Source organism: Haloterrigena gelatinilytica, from assembly GCF_013342145.1.
GTDB classification, from domain to species: domain Archaea; phylum Halobacteriota; class Halobacteria; order Halobacteriales; family Natrialbaceae; genus Haloterrigena; species Haloterrigena gelatinilytica.
Genome location: NZ_JABUQZ010000001.1, coordinates 1,231,813 through 1,247,358 on the forward strand (window position 1 = coordinate 1,231,813; position 15,546 = coordinate 1,247,358).

At 66.1% G+C, this 15,546-nt stretch carries 16 protein-coding genes and 1 tRNA gene; 7 read left to right on the top strand and 10 right to left on the bottom strand.

Annotation, left to right across the window (positions count from 1 at the left end):
* The first annotated feature begins 73 nt into the window (after positions 1-73).
* Both HTZ84_RS06270 and HTZ84_RS06275 read left to right on the top strand, forming a co-directional pair.
* Positions 74-445, top strand: a complete 372-nt coding sequence (locus HTZ84_RS06270) for a 2Fe-2S iron-sulfur cluster-binding protein (protein ID WP_174679886.1) — start codon at positions 74-76, stop codon at positions 443-445.
* Between the two features lie 59 nt (positions 446-504).
* Positions 505-915 carry a DUF2267 domain-containing protein gene (locus HTZ84_RS06275; RefSeq protein ID WP_174679887.1) on the top strand — a complete coding sequence of 137 codons (411 nt, stop codon included), beginning with the start codon at positions 505-507 and terminating at the stop codon, positions 913-915.
* A 33-nt stretch (positions 916-948) separates the two neighbouring features.
* On the opposite strand, the gene HTZ84_RS06280 is transcribed toward HTZ84_RS06275, so the two are convergent.
* Positions 949-2,253, bottom strand: coding sequence for a hypothetical protein (locus HTZ84_RS06280; RefSeq protein ID WP_174679888.1), 1,305 nt, complete (start codon positions 2,251-2,253; stop codon positions 949-951).
* A 43-nt stretch (positions 2,254-2,296) separates the two neighbouring features.
* On the bottom strand, positions 2,297-3,028 hold the full coding sequence (locus tag HTZ84_RS06285) for a GNAT family N-acetyltransferase (protein ID WP_174679889.1): 732 nt from the start codon (positions 3,026-3,028) through the stop codon (positions 2,297-2,299).
* Positions 3,029-3,247: 219 nt separating this feature from the next.
* Here HTZ84_RS06285 and HTZ84_RS06290 point away from each other — a divergent pair, with 219 nt between their 5' ends.
* On the top strand, positions 3,248-3,706 hold the full coding sequence (locus HTZ84_RS06290; RefSeq protein WP_174679890.1) for a hypothetical protein: 459 nt from the start codon (positions 3,248-3,250) through the stop codon (positions 3,704-3,706).
* Between the two features lie 97 nt (positions 3,707-3,803).
* On the opposite strand, the gene HTZ84_RS06295 is transcribed toward HTZ84_RS06290, so the two are convergent.
* The 3 genes from HTZ84_RS06295 to HTZ84_RS06305 form a co-directional block, all read right to left on the bottom strand.
* Entirely contained in the window at positions 3,804-4,376 is a 573-nt protein-coding gene (locus HTZ84_RS06295) for a DUF7344 domain-containing protein (RefSeq protein WP_174679891.1), read from the bottom strand.
* 415 nt (positions 4,377-4,791) lie between these two features.
* Complete coding sequence (locus HTZ84_RS06300) at positions 4,792-5,487, bottom strand: helix-turn-helix domain-containing protein (RefSeq protein ID WP_174679892.1); 696 nt, start codon at positions 5,485-5,487, stop codon at positions 4,792-4,794.
* 367 nt (positions 5,488-5,854) lie between these two features.
* Entirely contained in the window at positions 5,855-6,250 is a 396-nt protein-coding gene (locus tag HTZ84_RS06305; RefSeq protein WP_174679893.1) for an SPW repeat domain-containing protein, read from the bottom strand.
* 388 nt (positions 6,251-6,638) lie between these two features.
* On the opposite strand from HTZ84_RS06305, the gene HTZ84_RS06310 reads away from it, so the two are divergent.
* Both HTZ84_RS06310 and HTZ84_RS06315 read left to right on the top strand, forming a co-directional pair.
* Entirely contained in the window at positions 6,639-7,094 is a 456-nt protein-coding gene (locus tag HTZ84_RS06310) for a response regulator (RefSeq protein WP_174679894.1), read from the top strand.
* 188 nt (positions 7,095-7,282) lie between these two features.
* On the top strand, positions 7,283-7,516 hold the full coding sequence (locus HTZ84_RS06315; RefSeq protein WP_174679895.1) for a hypothetical protein: 234 nt from the start codon (positions 7,283-7,285) through the stop codon (positions 7,514-7,516).
* Between the two features lie 288 nt (positions 7,517-7,804).
* On the opposite strand, the gene HTZ84_RS06320 is transcribed toward HTZ84_RS06315, so the two are convergent.
* The 4 genes from HTZ84_RS06320 to HTZ84_RS06330 all read right to left on the bottom strand — a co-directional run bounded on the left by HTZ84_RS06320 (position 7,805) and on the right by HTZ84_RS06330 (position 10,603).
* Positions 7,805-8,626, bottom strand: a complete 822-nt coding sequence (locus HTZ84_RS06320) for a DUF7344 domain-containing protein (RefSeq protein WP_174679896.1) — start codon at positions 8,624-8,626, stop codon at positions 7,805-7,807.
* A 327-nt stretch (positions 8,627-8,953) separates the two neighbouring features.
* Positions 8,954-9,187, bottom strand: a complete 234-nt coding sequence (locus HTZ84_RS22785; protein WP_309138858.1) for a DUF7563 family protein — start codon at positions 9,185-9,187, stop codon at positions 8,954-8,956.
* 277 nt (positions 9,188-9,464) lie between these two features.
* Positions 9,465-9,639, bottom strand: a tRNA-Trp gene (locus HTZ84_RS06325).
* A gap of 52 nt (positions 9,640-9,691) precedes the next feature.
* Positions 9,692-10,603 carry a DUF5794 domain-containing protein gene (locus HTZ84_RS06330; RefSeq protein ID WP_174679897.1) on the bottom strand — a complete coding sequence of 304 codons (912 nt, stop codon included), beginning with the start codon at positions 10,601-10,603 and terminating at the stop codon, positions 9,692-9,694.
* A gap of 525 nt (positions 10,604-11,128) precedes the next feature.
* Here HTZ84_RS06330 and guaB point away from each other — a divergent pair.
* Both guaB and HTZ84_RS06340 read left to right on the top strand, forming a co-directional pair.
* The gene (guaB, locus tag HTZ84_RS06335) at positions 11,129-12,631 is read left to right on the top strand and encodes an IMP dehydrogenase (protein ID WP_174679898.1); all 1,503 of its coding nucleotides are present in this window, start codon (positions 11,129-11,131) and stop codon (positions 12,629-12,631) included.
* A 283-nt stretch (positions 12,632-12,914) separates the two neighbouring features.
* Complete coding sequence (locus tag HTZ84_RS06340) at positions 12,915-13,718, top strand: DUF1801 domain-containing protein (RefSeq protein ID WP_174679899.1); 804 nt, start codon at positions 12,915-12,917, stop codon at positions 13,716-13,718.
* A gap of 66 nt (positions 13,719-13,784) precedes the next feature.
* Here the strand turns inward: HTZ84_RS06340 and HTZ84_RS06345 are convergent, their stop codons facing one another.
* The gene (locus HTZ84_RS06345; protein WP_174679900.1) at positions 13,785-15,482 is read right to left on the bottom strand and encodes an acyl-CoA synthetase; all 1,698 of its coding nucleotides are present in this window, start codon (positions 15,480-15,482) and stop codon (positions 13,785-13,787) included.
* Positions 15,483-15,546 lie beyond the last annotated feature (64 nt).

The window sequence follows — 15,546 nt, forward strand, 5'->3', positions numbered from 1 at the left end:
CCGCCGAGAGACGTTCGACTCGAGCGGCCGCGGGCGGCAAAGAACGAAGCCGCCGCGCGTCGTACCGGTCGACATGCCGACGATCGAGTTTCGCGGACGAGAGATCGAGTGCGAACGCGGACGGATCCTCCGCGACGTCCTCCTCGAAGCGGGCGAGTCGCCGCACAACGGTCGCGCGAACTGGCTCAACTGTCGCGGACACGGCACCTGCGGGACCTGCGCCGTCGCGATCGAGGGCGACGCGAGCGAACCGACCGCGGCCGAACGCCGCCGCCTCGCGATCCCGCCGCACGATCCCGACGCCGGGCTCCGGCTGTCGTGCCAGACGCGAGTCGAGGGCGATCTCGCGGTCCGAAAGTACGAGGGCTTCTGGGGCCAGCGGGTGCCGGACAGCGAAACGTCCGCGGCGTCGGACGACCCGACGGCGCCTACGGACGAGCGCTGAGCGGCCGACCTTCGACTGAAGGGATCACGGCTTTCCCCGCGACGACGCCACCGTCGAACATGCAGTACGACGACTTTATCGGCGAAGTCCAGCACCGCGCACAGCTCGACTCCCGAGAGGCCGCGCTGAGCGTTTCGCGGGCGACCCTGACGACCCTCTCCGAGCGCGTCCAGCCAGACGACGCCGAGAACCTCGGCGCGCAACTCCCCGACGAACTCGGCCGGTTCCTCGAGGAGGTCGACGACGTCGAGCGGTTCGACTTCGGCGAGTTCGTCGACCGCGTCGCCGAGCGCGAGGAGATCGACGAGGACGACCGGGCCGACGCCGCCTTCCACGCGCGGGTCGTGACGGACGTCGTCGCGGAGGCGGTCACTAGCGGGGTACTCGAGGATATCGAGCGGCAGTTGTCCGAGGACGAGGGCTACGATCAGCTGTTCGAGATCGCCGAAGAAGAGGAGAGTCCCGCGTAGCGGGGCGATCCGAACTGACCGCCGGTCCCGTCGTTACCTCGTTCCCGGTTCGAACGACTCGAGCAGCACGGACGCTTCGCGAACGCCTTCTTCGAAGACGGCGTGGTCCGACGCCGAGACGCGATTCGCGTGGGGATCCCAGTCGACGGCCCGAATCTCGGCGAGTCGGGGGAGCGTCGCGTGGGTGAGCCCGGCCGCGACCGCGTCGGCGGAGTCGTCCGTGTGATAGGAGACCGCGCGGGCGAGCGCGTCGACCGAGCGCGCCTGGCCGTCCCACTCGTGGTAGAGGACGGCCAGGGCGAGTCGAGATCGTTCGTTCCGTAGCACTTCGAGGACCGTTTCCGCCGTCGACGGAACGGCCGCGACGGCGTCGACGCCCGGATCCCGTCTCGGCGTCGGCGACTCGAGGGGGTCCGGCGAGTCGGGAGCGCCGTCGAACGCGTCGCGATCGGGTGTCTCGAACGTATCGTGGACGGAATCGCCGTCCGCCGCGGGTTCGGGTGGCTCCACGGGACGCGCGGGGGCGGCGGTTCGGCCCTCGGGACTGGTGTCGTTCCAGATGGCGGGTGACGTTCCCGCCTCCGACTCCGAAGGGATCGCCGCGCTGACCGTCTGCGATACCTCGGCGTCAGCCCCCGTCCCGGCGGTCGTCGACGCATCGGAATCGGCCGTGGCACCGTCGGTCGACCGATCGGTCGTCGGGACGGTATCGGTCGTCGACTCGAGCGCGGTCGTCACGGTGGCGGCAGCGGCCGCCGTCGGCCGTTCCATCGTCGGTTCGATCGGCGAACCGGTCGTGGCCGACGACTGCGCGGTGTCCTCGTTCGGCTCGGCCGCGGCCGGCGGTTCGGTTTCGACCGGTGACTCGGTCTCGGCCGCACCTGCGGAGGCGGAAACGCTCGAGGCGATCGAATCGGACGACGCGACGCCCAGCGGCTCCCGAACGGCGGTGGCGAAGCCGGTCGCACCGCCGACGGCGGCCAGCGTCGTCAGCAGCGAGAGCGGATCGCGGATCGCGCCGCCCTCGAGGGTCACGTACGCCGTCAGCCAGGCGGCGAGCCCGCAGGCGACGACGATCCCGATCGACACCCGGGTCACGGCTCGCCAGCGGATATCCGACGAGACGTTCCGGCTGGCGAGCCAGTAGCCGCCGGTGGCCAGCCCGGTCGGAACGAGCAACGAGACGAACAGTTCGAACGCGACGACCGGCTGCGAGACCGGCGTCTCGAGCGTCCGGACGATCCCGGCGACCGCCAGCGCGAGCCCCATGGCGACGATCGCGGCGGTCGATTCGCCCCAATCCACCCGGTCGAGCCGAGCGGGGGTAGCAGAACGCATACCTCCCCGTTTCAGGGACGGTTATATAAATCGAATTGTCGACTCAGAGCTCGATAGCCAGCATCACCTCGTCGACGTAGTGGCCGTTGAGCTTGTAGTGGTCCTCGCGGACCGCTTCGATCTCCCAGTCGTGCGCTTCGAGGAAGGCGATGGCGTCGTCGTTGCTCGAGGGGACGCTCTGGTAGACCCGCTCGTAGCCCCGAGAGCCGGCCCACTCGAGGCCCCGCGAGAGGAGGTGCGAGCCGAGCCCGTGGCCGCGGTACTCCTCCAGGACGCCGACGGTGAGCTCGGCGGTGTGGGACAACTTCTCTAACTCCGGCGCGTGGAGGTGGACCCAGCCGACGACGTCCTCGTCGACTGTCGCGACGAAGAACATCCGGGACTCGAGTTCGTTGTGCCGGAGCAGGGCCTCCTCGTGGTCGATCTCGTCGGCGACGCTCTCGGCTTCGATGTAGGTCTTCTCCTCGGCGACCTGCCGGATCGCGCCGACGATCCCCGAGAGGTCTTCCTGTCTGGCCGGCCGGACGTGGAACTCGAGGTCGTCGGCGACGTACTCCTCCTCGGCGCCGGCGTCGAGAACCACCCGGAGCGTTCCGTCCGTCGCCTCGAGGCGCCCGTCGCGTTTGAGGATCGCGACGTGGTGGCGGAAGCCGCTGGGGTCGATGCGTAGCTCCGACCGGGCGTCGTCCGGAGCGACCGCCCCGTGGCGCTCGACGTACTCGTAGATCCGTCTCCGGTCGTCGTGGCCGAACTCCAGTGGTTGGGAAGACACCATGTCGGATGTTGCCACACAACAGTACTTAACCCTTGCCGAGCGGCAGCTTCCGGGGGCGAACGCGGGACGGAGACGATTCGCGGCGTCGCGCCGAACTTAATAGACCCACAGGTGAATCCGGATCGCCTTCCTCGGCTGGTTCGTCTCACCGGTTGCGTGAGATGACTGTCGACCCGAACCGGGTCGAGCGAACAGGTGTGCATCTCACGTCGCTCCCCCATGATCGGTACGGATGTGGTCGTCGCCGCCCCCGCCCTCGCCCTCGCGGTAGTCGTCGGACTGGCGGTCCACGAGTGGGCCCACGCCCTCGTCTTGCGGCTCGCCGGGATCGATCACACGGTCTCCTACCTCCCCGGTCGAACCGACGGCATCATCGGCCTGCTGACGTGTTGTCCGTGGGCCGTCGTCGAGCCCCGGCCGACCGGTCGCGAACCGGCGGTCCACCTTCGCGCCGCGGCGCTGGCGCCCGTCCTCCTCGCCGTTCCCGTCTTCGCGGCCGGGTTCGGGGGCGCCATCCCGGCCGACTCGCCGATCGCGATGGCCGTCGCGATCGGCTGGCTCGCCTGCTCGGTTCCCAGTCCGCAGGACTTCTCGGTCGTCTTCTACGCCCACCGCGTCCTCGAGACCGAGATCGCCGCCGATCCGAACGCGACGGCGCTCGGCTCCCGTGCCGACTGACGGTCGTCGACTTCGTCGGGCGCCGCCGCGTTCTCGGTCGCTTCCTTCCTCTTTCCGCCTTCGCGATATTCGGTACCGAGAAGCTGCCGCACGCCGTCTAGGACGCGATCAGTTCCGAATACCAGTGGATCGCCGTCACGGCGGCGACCGCTAAGAGGACGACCGACGAGACCGCGAACCACGGAATCGGCAGCAGGCCGCCGGCCGTCGCGACCGCGAGCAGCGCACAGCCGCCCACCGTTCCCGCGTACCGACGCGGCCACGGATCGGTCGACCCCGACTCGAGTCCCGAGAGGTACGGATCGAACTGAGCGGCCATCGGCGTCGACTCGACGATCCCCCGATCCTTGTCGTAGTCGACGATCCCGCGCGTGTCGAGTTTCGGCAGGTGCGACTGGTAGAGGGAGATGTAGACCCGCTGGCGCTGGTCGGAGGTCAGGTTCTCGACGGTCGTCTCGTGTTCGTCGGCGGCGATCCGCTCGGCGAGGTCGCGAAGCGTCATCGGCTCGCCCGCGCGTCGGAGATACCGGAGCACGTGGCGCCGACGGCTGGTCTGGAGGATATGGAAGATATCGTCCGGCTCGAGTTCCGACTGTTCGTCGTTCGGTTCAGCTCCGCGCGAGGAGTGTCCCGCGTCGGTGCACCCGCTTCGGGACGCAGTGTCCGCCATCGTCGATAGGAGACGTGTCGTCGGGGTCGGTTAATAACTTGGTCGTTCCGGCCAATGACCGTCTCGCGGCTCGGATTCCCGTGCGTCCGAACTCGAAGTCCGGGAGAAAGGGTGAAAGACGGTCACACAGCCACGAGTGACCGCTGTGATTGAGCACGAGTGATCCACCGGCGCGTATCGCACTCGGTAGCTCGTCGCGGAGTCGGCATCGCGCCGACACCTTACGTTTCGTTCCGTCCAGTAATAAAGCTGTTCATCGAGGTATATTCGACCTTATTCTAGATCTTAGTGGACATACGTCCCCGAATTAGGCGAGGTAGACTATTACCCAGGCATAATTCGAGTGGTGCGCAGAGAACGGTAATCGTCCGTTCGACTCGCGTCTCGAATCGGCCCGGCGGGGCGAGCCCGGCGATTACGGATCGATCGCGGTCGGCCTCAGTCCGCCGGTCAACTCCGCGTTGACGAGCGCGGCGTGACACCGGCGGAGCCGTTCCGACAGCGCCTGGTGTGAGACGTCGAGTTCCGCCGCGAGTTCCTTGAGCGTGATCCGGCGCGGAACTTCGAAGTAGCCGAGTTCGTGGGCCGCCCGGATCGTCTCGTACTGGGTCTCGGTGAGCGGCGTCCCGGCGCTCGCCAGATCGTCGATCCCCGTCAGACGGGTCACGTCGACCCCGAAGTCGTACTGGTCGAACAGCGAGTAACACGCCGACAGCGAGTCCCGATCGTGGAAGAGCAACGTCACCGACCACGAGCCGTCGTTCCCGCTGGCCTCGAGGATCGCTCCGCCGTTCTCCGCGACGATCCGTTCGAAGAGTTTGAACCGATCGCCGAAGGCGAGGCGGAACAGCCACCGCTCGCGGTCGGCGGCCGCGCCGGTACTCGACCGATCGGTCGTCGTCTCGTCGGTCACGCTCGCGATCACGTCGACCGAGGGATCGGTCTCGAGCGCCGCCCGGACGGTCTCCCGATCCGGGCCGGAGAGCCAGACCAGCGGCGGCGCGTCACCGATCATCCCGCCGATCTGGTACTCGAGTTCCGGTACTCGTTCGAACGACTGAGCGGCCGCGAGACGGTCGGCCGGGATGTCGAGTTCGACGACCGTCGTCATTAGCGTCACCAACCACAACGGGGCATAGACTCGTTGGGTTTCCGGTAGCCTTTCCCGCCACCAAGATATCCTGAAAGTCAGGAAAAGTTTACTAATCGAAACTCGGGCGGTCGGGTAAGACTATCGCAGTTCCCGTCGTCGATTGCACTTTCTGAAGGCATCGAAAAGCTATAATATTAGTGGCCGCTAATAGTCATCTGACCAAGGCGTCGAGCTTGGTCGACAGGGAATGCAGGCCGGCTTGTGTTGCGTTTTCTTTGGGATATCGTTCGCTAAGCACCGCTTGTAGTCGATACCATCGCTCGTTCGGGCGGTCCGGCGTCGCCGTCGAGAGACGCGACCGACGACCGTCGCGGTCACCGACTCGTCAGGCGCTGGCGGTGGCCGACCCCGTCGATCGACGACCGCCGACGATGCTGCCGGCGGCCAGCAGCGCGACGAGGGCGCCGGCGATAACGTTACTCCAGAGGAGCCGATCGACGCTCGCCTCGAGCACGAAGGGGGCGGCCACCACCCAGAGCCCGAGGAGGACGACGAGCGCCGGCGCGGCGATACTCGGGAGCCGACCGCCGTCGGGCCACCCCGCGGTGTAGGCGGCGAAGAAGGCGATCGCCGCCCCGAAGACGGCGTTGTTGGCGACGATCAGTCCGGTTCCGGTCAGTACGACCCCCGACCAGAGGATCCAGGCGCCGATCGCGGCGGCCAGTCCGACCAGTCGTTCCGGCAGCGGTGACCGGGCGTCGGTCGTTCGGCTGGTGCTCATGCGCGTTCGTACGCGCGCCACTGCTCTAAATGATACCCACGCATTATGCCACTCGGTGACGAGCGCGGGGGTTCGCGGCTGGCGATCGACTCGACGGGACCGGGGCCGACGGACTGGCGTCCAGCGCCTCGAGTCCGGTCTCGAGGCCGCTGTACCGACCGCGGCGGGCCACTCTCGGGTTCACTACCCCGGAGACTGCCCCGAGCCGGGTACAGACGCCGGTCAGGAATCGTCGGAGCGCGTGACTGTGCGGTTTTCGGTGCCGGAAACGATCGTTCGAAGGCCGTCGCCGCGGACTCGTTCGCGCGACGGTCGGGCTCCGTCGGCCGAGACGACTGCCCGCGGACGGCACCCTCGTTGTTTTATCGTCCGGCGCGAACTATGCTCTATGACCAGCGGCAACGACAGCATCGAGGACGTAATCGACATCTTACTCGTCGAGCCGAATCCTGGAGACACCCGACTGTTCACGGAGAACTTCAGGGACGCGAAGCTCATGAACACCGTCCACGCCGTCTCCGACGGCGACGCCGCCCTCGATTTTCTCCACCAGCGCGGCGAGTACGCCGACGCGTCTCCGCCTGACATCATCCTGCTGGAGCCACAGCTCCCCGGTACCAGCGGCATGGACGTCCTCGCCGAACTGGACGGCGAACCGATCCTCTCCGACATTCCCGTCGCCGTGCTCACGAGTTCGGAGATGGGCGAAGCGATCGTCCAGTCCCACGGCCTCGAGGCGGACTTCTACGTTCGAAAGCCGGTCGAGCCGGCGGACTTCGTCTCGTTCGTCGACGAGATCGAGGAGTTCTGGTTCGCGATCGTCCGCGAGCCGTCGGAAACGTGATTCGTTTCGGGAGCCGCGACGGCGATTGATACGGTCTCGCGACGGGGTGTGACCCGGCGTCGGCGGACGGGAACACGCACCGAGTGTCAGGGAGAATCATGACTGTTAGCCGCTGTCGTGGGCGAAATCGGCCGGCAAGCCTTCTCGGGGCCAACACCGTTTTTACCGTTGGGCAGCTAGCATCGGTGATGAACTCCACCGTGACGGACACCAGCCGACCGCCCGATAGCAAAGCCCTGCTGTTTTGCTTCGAGTGCGGCCACGAGAGCGCAGTCGACGGCGACTGGAACCTCGAGCAACGCGACGGCCGCGAACACTACAGCTGTCCCGAGTGCGGGACGACGATCACCGCTCGCCCGGCGGACGAGAACGCGCCGGCCTCGGACTCGAGCGGCTCCCGATCGTACTGCGCCGGCGACTGATCGCTGACCGCCCGCCGGTCAGTTTGCGATCTACCGTCTCGAAACGGATTCGTCGATTCTCTGCGGTCGGGAGCGACTGTTCGCATGCCGTCTCGAACCCGCCTGGCGCCGAACGCTGACGGCGATAGTCTGGAGGCGATGTCTCGGCGCCCGACCGGCGCCGCGGTTCAGTGAGGGCACTCGAGTCGTAGACGACGAACGGCCAGAATAGTGGTGCGCTACCGCCGGAGAGACGCCACGAGCGAATCAATCACGTCGGTAACGAGGTCGCCACAGCGAGACCGCTGCTCACGTTTCAAACGGAAGACCTTCGAGAAACTCGTCACTCTGATAATCGAGATGGTCCAATCGAGAGCCAAGCAGTTCGCGGGTGAGTACCACCAGCGGGTTGGTTCGTCCCTCTCCGATCATCGCGACCTCCGTTTTCGCACCGGTGGCATCCTCCTCCCAGAGGCCGACGACGACAGTCTCTCGATCGACGACGATGAGCCGGCTCACCTTGGGATAGTTCGCCTGCTCGTACATCCAATCCATCTGTGGGTCCCAGATCGTCGCTTCCGGGAGACGCTCCCGAAAGAACTCTCGAGCGTCTCGGTTTTTCGTCCCGGCGTGAAGTTCAACGCCGCGCTCAATGGCGTCTTCCGCGTACGGGAGACACTCCTCGTCGAGTAATTCGTCGGACGCGTAGATCAGAAAGAGTTCGTCGTCGGCTCTGTCAGCCAGGTCTCGACAGTATTCGTACACCGCTTCGCGACCCTCGAGCCGTCCGACGGTACGCTCGTCTGATCTCCGTCCCGTCCCGAACTGCGAGAGCAGTTCGTCGAGCGCTTCGACGTCCATCCAATCGGCGTCATCCGTCGAGCGATAGCCAGCGGTGACGATATTTTCATCGTGGTCGTACGCGACGAGTCCGACTTCGTCGAGTCGGGGAAGGTACTCGTGATGGAGCGAGACGATCGTCCGCTCGAGTTCCATCCCGTCCGCCGAAGAAAGTCGTCCAGCGATCTCCGTTACAGAGAGGCCGCGAGGGGAACCATTGAGAGCTATTAAAATTTCACGATTGATGGAGTCTGTAAGTATCTGAATGATTTCTTCGTCTTCCGAAGCCATTACTGATGGATATGGCTGTGTGGGCATTAAGAAGCAGGCTTCAATATTACACCATGATAGGATTACAGCCTATCAGTTTCCACTGTAAGTCGTTACTTTTCGGTGCTCAGTTCGTACCCTCTTCTCGACGTCGTGGCCGCGCTCGCGGTTCTCGGCGACCGTCATCGATCCCCCCATATGCAAGCTGTAGTCGCACGAATTGAGAATCCAGCTCGAGTCTCTAACTGCTCGAGCGCACGGCGAACGTCGGGATCGGTCGCTTGATGGGCCGGATGGGCGATGGGCATCCGACTCCCGACGTCGTAGAGTTCGCTGGCCGGGACGAGCTCAGACATCGGGCTCACCTCCGTGCCGACCGGGTGACGTCTCCGGATCCGGAATTGCGACGTCCTTCCCAACGGCGGACCCGCGGCTCAGTCGTGCGTAGGTATCGCACTCTCCGCAGCGATGGGCGCGGTCGCCGTTATCGCCGTACACGCGGCAGAATTGATCCGAGACGTGTGCTCCGCAGTGGTCACACGTCGACTCGGTATCGGTCGGCGACCACGGGGTGATCGTCACGCGGACTACCCCGTGTTCGAAGTGTATCGAGAACCCGAGAGAAGTCGCTCCTCGGTTTTTATTTCAGATGGGTCGGAGGGATTTGAACCACGGTCGCAGCGAGCTGCTCCCTGATTCAAATCCCACCGAGACATACCTGCCGCTCGCGGTTTTGCTCGCGGCAGAGGAATGGGGTCGGAGGGATTTGAACCACGAGGACTTCGCTTCGCTCGTCCTCTGGGCTCAAATCCTCCGTTTCCAATACGCATCGCTCACGATGTTGTTCGCGATGAGGAAATGGGGTCGGAGGGATTTGAACCCCCGATCGACTGATATCTCCGGTGCGCCTCGGAACTCCAGAGGGTCATCACACGGACACTGATCAGGTGCCCGATCAGTATATCAGTCTGGAGTTTCGTCCCGGGCGCGTTGCCTCTGGAGTCAGTCGCCATGCCGGGCTTGGCCACGACCCCTCGCTCTCCAGTTGGGCCATCCTGCCTAAAGTGGTTTCGATTCCGAACCGTCCTACAGCCACGGGGCGCGCCCTTCGGTGTCGGTCGTATCGTCGCCCGGATACGTTCCCGCGTCGGCGTCGTCGGGCTCCTCGACCGGTTCGACGTCCAGTTCCACGCTCTCGTCGGCGTCGCCGCCGTCGGCGATCGGATCGACGGCCATCGCGGGGCCGTCGTCCGCCGCGTCGCTCGAGTCGCGCTCGAGCGGCAGGTCGATCGCGAAGACCGCGGCGACGATCAGGGCGGCCAGCGGGGCCTGTCCGAAGGCCATCCCGAGCAGGGACAGCGGGAGCAGGCCGAGCGCGACCGCGCTACCGAAGCGGAAGCGGTCGATGTCCATGCAGTCGCGCAGGTACGGCGCGCCGAGCGCGATCGCCAGCGCGAAAGCGACGCCGATGGCCGCCGCGAGGGTCGCGTTCGCGACGAGCGCGGGGTCGTTCATCACGGTGAACGTGGCCCCGCTGGGGTCGACGCTGGCGACCAGCCCCAGTCCGATGATGACGATCGGATTGGGCAGATACTCGCCGATCGTCGCGCTGGCGGTCTTGGCCGCGATGGCGGCGATGACCAGCGCGGCGAAGCGCTCGAAGATGGCGATGTCGATCAGGCTCTCGAACGACGGCGCCAGCGCCGCCTGCACGGCCGACAGCAGTATCAGCGGGATGCCGACCAGCAGGACGATCGCCGCCTGTTCGCGGGGCGTGCCGGACATCTCCGCGAGGATCACCGCGACGGTGGCGCTGCCGCCGAAGATCAGCAGGCCGACCTGAACGGCCCCCAGCGGGTCGTTCAGGGCGCCCGCGAGGATCAGCGCCGGGAAGACGCCGTCGATCAGCGGCAGCATCATCACGAGCGCCAACAGGCGCGCGTCGCCGCCGACGATGCTCTCGAGGCGGAGTGCGACCGGGTGTCGTGACGTACTCATCGGTCAGGGCTGGTGGCCGTGACCCGAGGCCGGTGGGTAATAGGGAGGACGATCCCGGACGGACTGGTGGGCGAGCCACCAATTCGTGGGATTCGGACCGCGGCCTCGCGCTGTGAGTTTCAGTGTAAAGTTCCCGAACTGGAATTTGGCGGCGTCGCTTTCGACGCTCGTCCGACCAGCGGTTCGGGGGACACTGAAACTCACAGCGATCATACCCGAACGGACGACTGGACTCTCAATAAACGTTGTGTGGGACGTGGTCTCACAACCCGCCGTATTCCAGACACTAGCCGCCAGATTCGCGCGAAAATGTACATCCTTGCGGACCACGGAAACGATCCCCGACCGGCGTTCGGACGACGACCTTCGCCTCGAGTGCGGTCGACTCCCGAACGACGGACGGCCCGGAACCGCGCCGGCTCGTAATCGACCGCGTCGGCCGCGTCCGACCTCGAGAGCCCCGGTACTCCTTGTCACCCGACGCTAACTCGCAACGTTTTTCCGCGACGGGGCCGGACGATTTACATGGCGAACGACATTCCTGAGCACGAGCCCTATTCTGCAAAGCTGGACGTACCGGAAGCGCTGACGTTCGACGACGTGCTCCTTCGACCGAAGGAGAGCCGCGTCGAACCCGACGACGCCGACCTCACCTCGAACGTCTCGAAGAACGTCGAGGTATCGGTGCCGATCCTCTCGGCCGCGATGGACACCGTCACCGAGAGCGACATGGCCATCGCGATGGCCCGGCAGGGCGGACTCGGCGTGCTCCACCGGAACATGAACATCGACGAGATGGTCGAGGAGATCGAGCGCGTCAAGAGCGCCGACGAACTCATCATTCCCCGCGAGGAGGTCGTCACCGCAGACCCCGAGATGACGGTCCGCGAGGTCGACGAGCGGATGGCTCGCCGCGGCGTCGGCGGCGCGCCGGTCGTCAACACCAACGGCGAAGTGCTGGGGATCATCTCGAGTACGGACATCCGACCCCACCTCGAGGTCAACGAGGACGACCCGGTCACCGAAGCGATGACCGACGAGGTCATCACGGCCCACGAGGAGATCGACGCCCGCGACGCGTTCGACCTGATGTACGAGCACAAGATCGAGCGCGTGCCGGTCGTCGACGACGAGAACCTCCTGGTCGGACTCGTCACGATGCAGGGCATCCTCCAGCGCCGCGAGTACAAGGAGGCCGTTCGCGACGAGGACGGTCGCCTCCGCTGTGGCGTCGCCGTCAGCCCGTTCGAGCGGGATCGAGCCGAGGCCGCCGACGAGGCCGGCGCCGACGTCCTCTTCATCGACACCGCCCACGCCCACAACCTGAACGTCATCGACGGCGCCCGCGAGATCAAGGAGTCCGTCGACGCGGACGTCGTGGTCGGCAACGTCGGCACCCGCGAGGCCGCCGAGGACCTCGTCGACTTCGCGGACGGTATCAAGGTCGGCATCGGGCCGGGCTCGATCTGTACGACCCGCATCGTCTCGGGATCGGGGATGCCCCAGATCACGGCCGTCGCGCAGGTCGCGGACGTCGCCGCCGAACACGACGTCCCGGTCATCGCCGACGGCGGCATCCGCTATTCGGGCGACGCGATCAAGGCGGTCGCCGCCGGCGCGGACGCGGTCATGCTCGGCTCCTACTTCGCCGGCACCGACGAGGCGCCCGGCCGCGTGGTCACGATGAACGGCAAGAAGTACAAGCAGTACCGCGGCATGGGCTCGGTCGGCGCCATGAAGTCCGGCGACAGCGACCGATACCTGAAAGAAGAGCCCGACGAGGACGACGAGTACGTCCCCGAGGGCGTCGAGGCCGCGACGCCGTACAAGGGCACGCTCAAGTCCGAACTCCACCAGCTCGCCGGCGGCATGCAGTCGGGCATGGGCTACGTCGGCGCGGAGACGATCCCCGAGTTCAAGGAGCGCTCGGAGTTCGTCCGCGTCTCCTCGGCCGGCCAGGCCGAGAGCCACGCCCACGACGTCGTCATCACCGACGAGGCGCCCAACTACTCGCCCGACGGCGAGTAAGGGCGTTTCGACGGCCTCGCGAGCGCAGTTCCGGACCGACTCACCCGCCCGTATTCGACGGCGCTCGAGTGGGCGGTCGCGGTTCGTATTGATTACGCTGCCCTTCATTGTCGTCGTCCGTTGGTGGTCTTCAGTCTCCAGACGGTCGGCCAGCACGGTCACCCGGCTCTCCCAGAAGATCACGTGAAACCCCGTTTCCTCGCCTGAGGAGGAGAAATTCGGCCTGCCGCTCACCCGAGACCCGGGAATCTTGATAACCCTGCGCGACCTATTATAAGCGATCATGAGTGCGTCAGAATCACTCACGCCGCAGCAAATCTGTGAAATCGTGACGGCGAACCGAGCGATCAGAGCTCCCTACTACCGTCGCGACCACGACGACGGAGTTCAGTTCACGGATCCGGAAAAGGGGCTCCAGTGGGGTGCCGACGTCATCCCGGCGTTACAGGGTCTCTTCCGGGTCGAGCGAGCCGCCCGCGACGACTCCGACGGCTGGGTGGGCTTCGCTCGTCACTGGCGAGGACAGACGTTGCGCCTAGACGTTGACCTGCATTCCGCCTCCGACGGCTCGGACTCGATCGCGGTCGTAACTGCGATCTACGGGCGAGAGGGGGAGCACAGCATCGCGGACGCCGACTTCGGAGAAATCGAACTGCCGGACCAGGTTCCGACGCGAGAGGAGTGGGAAGAACGGCAAAAACGATACCGAGCAGCGCGGCGGAAGGACGACACCGATGGCTCGGCAGCGGTGGCGGCTTACATCGCAGCGCTTCCGGGATGGAAGCGGGAGATCGCGACGCGATTCGACGAGATCGTTCGACGAGAAGTGGCCAACGTCCGCAGCGCGGTGAGGTATCACCAGCCGTTCTATGGCATCGAGGACGACGGATGGTTCGCGTCGTTCAGCGCCTTCTCGAAACACGTGAAACTGACGTTCGTGAGTGGGTCCTACCTCGATCCGGAACCGCCCGGCGGAACTGGTCCGGACAGACAGGCTCTGGATCTGAAGGAGACGGATGCGCTGGACGAGGAACTGGTCGCGTCTTGGGTACGGCAAGCCGCGGACGATCCGGGGATGAACTGGTGAGGACGACGAGTGAACCGCGGTAGTATCCGTACATACCCGCGATCGCGAATCGCCTCACCGCGACCGTCACTGCAGCTCCGTCCGGCGGATCTTCCCGGTCGTCGTCGTCGGCAGTTCGTCGACGAACTCGATCTCGCGCGGATACTCGTACTCGGCTAGCTTCTCGCGGACGCGATCGCGAATCTCGCTTCGCAGGTCGTCCGAACCCGTCTCCCCCGAGACCGGCTGGACCACCGCCTTGATGATCTCCCCGCGGGTCTCGTCGGGGACGCCGACGACGCCGACCTGTTCGACCGCCTCGTGTGCGAGGATCGTCTCCTCGACCTCCCGCGGGGCGACCCGGTAGCCGCTCGTGATGATCAGGTCGTCGTCCCGCGAGGTGAACCACAGATACCCGTCTTCGTCGCGTTCGGCCAGATCGCCGGTCAGGTGCCACGCTTCGTCCGCCGGCCCGTCCTCGAGGGTCACCCGCTCGGTCTTCTCCGGCTCGTTCCAGTACTCCTCGAAAATCACGGGGTCGTCGCCGCGACGGACCGCGATCTCGCCGATATCGCCCCGCTCGACGCGCTCGCCCGTCTCCGGATCGAGGACGGCGACGTCGTGGCCCGACACCGGCTTCCCCATGCTGCCCGGCTTCGCGGGGAACCACTCCCGGCAGTTCGTCACGAGCAGGTTCGCCTCCGTCTGGCCGTAGAGTTCGTTGACGGCCACGCCCGCGAGTTCCGCGTCGGCCCACTCGAGGATCTCGCGGGTCAGCGGTTCGCCGCCCGAACAGATCGCCTCGAGCGAGAGGTCGTACCGCTGGGTCGGCCGGTCGACGTTCATTAACATCCGAATGGCGGTCGGCGGGACGAACGCGTTCGTCACGTCGAACTCGGCCATGATCTCGTAGGCCCGCTCGGGGTCGAACGACCCCATCGGGTAGCCGACGACGGGCCGTCCGTAGTGCCAGGCTGGGAAAACGAGATCGCCGAGCGCGCCGATCCAGGCCCAGTCGGCGGGCGTCCAGTAGACGCCGTCGCGGACGTCGCGCTCGAAGTACATCTGAAACGCGGGACAGTGGCCGAGCCAGACGCCGTGAGTGTGGAGCACGCCCTTCGGCTCGCCGGTGCTGCCGCTGGTGTACATGACGATCGCGGGGGTGTCGACGTCGGTGTCCGCGGTATCGAACGTCGTCTCGCTCCAGTCGACGGCCTCGTCGAACCGTTCGACGGTTACGTCCTCGAGCGCGTCCGTGTCCGCGTCAGCGGCGGTATCGGCTCCCTCGCCCGCGCTTTCGGGTCCCCCGTCGACGACGAGGACGGACTCGAGGGCGGGGCAGTCGGGCGCGACCTCGCGCATCGTCGGCCACTGGCTCGCGTCGACGACGGCGACGCGGGCCTCGCTGTCGGTCAGCCGATAGCGGAGCGCGTCGTCGCCGAACAGCACCGACAGCGGCAGCGAGATCGCGCCTAGCTTCCAGCACGCCAGATGCGTCAGGACGTTCGCGGGCTTTTGCGGGACGACGACCGCGACTCGATCCTCGCGCTCTACGCCGCGGGACGCGAGCGCGTTCGCGACGGCGTTCGAACGCTCGTCGAGCTCGTCGAACGTGTACGCCTCGTGCCCGCCGTCGTCGTCGACTTGATACAGCGCGACCCGCTCACCGTCGTCGTGTTTCCCGACCAGATCCGCGGCCGCGTTGAAGTCGTCCGGCACGTCCCACGCGAACGATTCGGACGCCGCGTCGTACGTCTCGCCCTCGAGCGTGACGGTGTACGCCATGTCGTGCTAGCTGCCCACACACGACAAGAAAGAACTGTCGCCCCGTTCGACTCGCCGGCCTCAC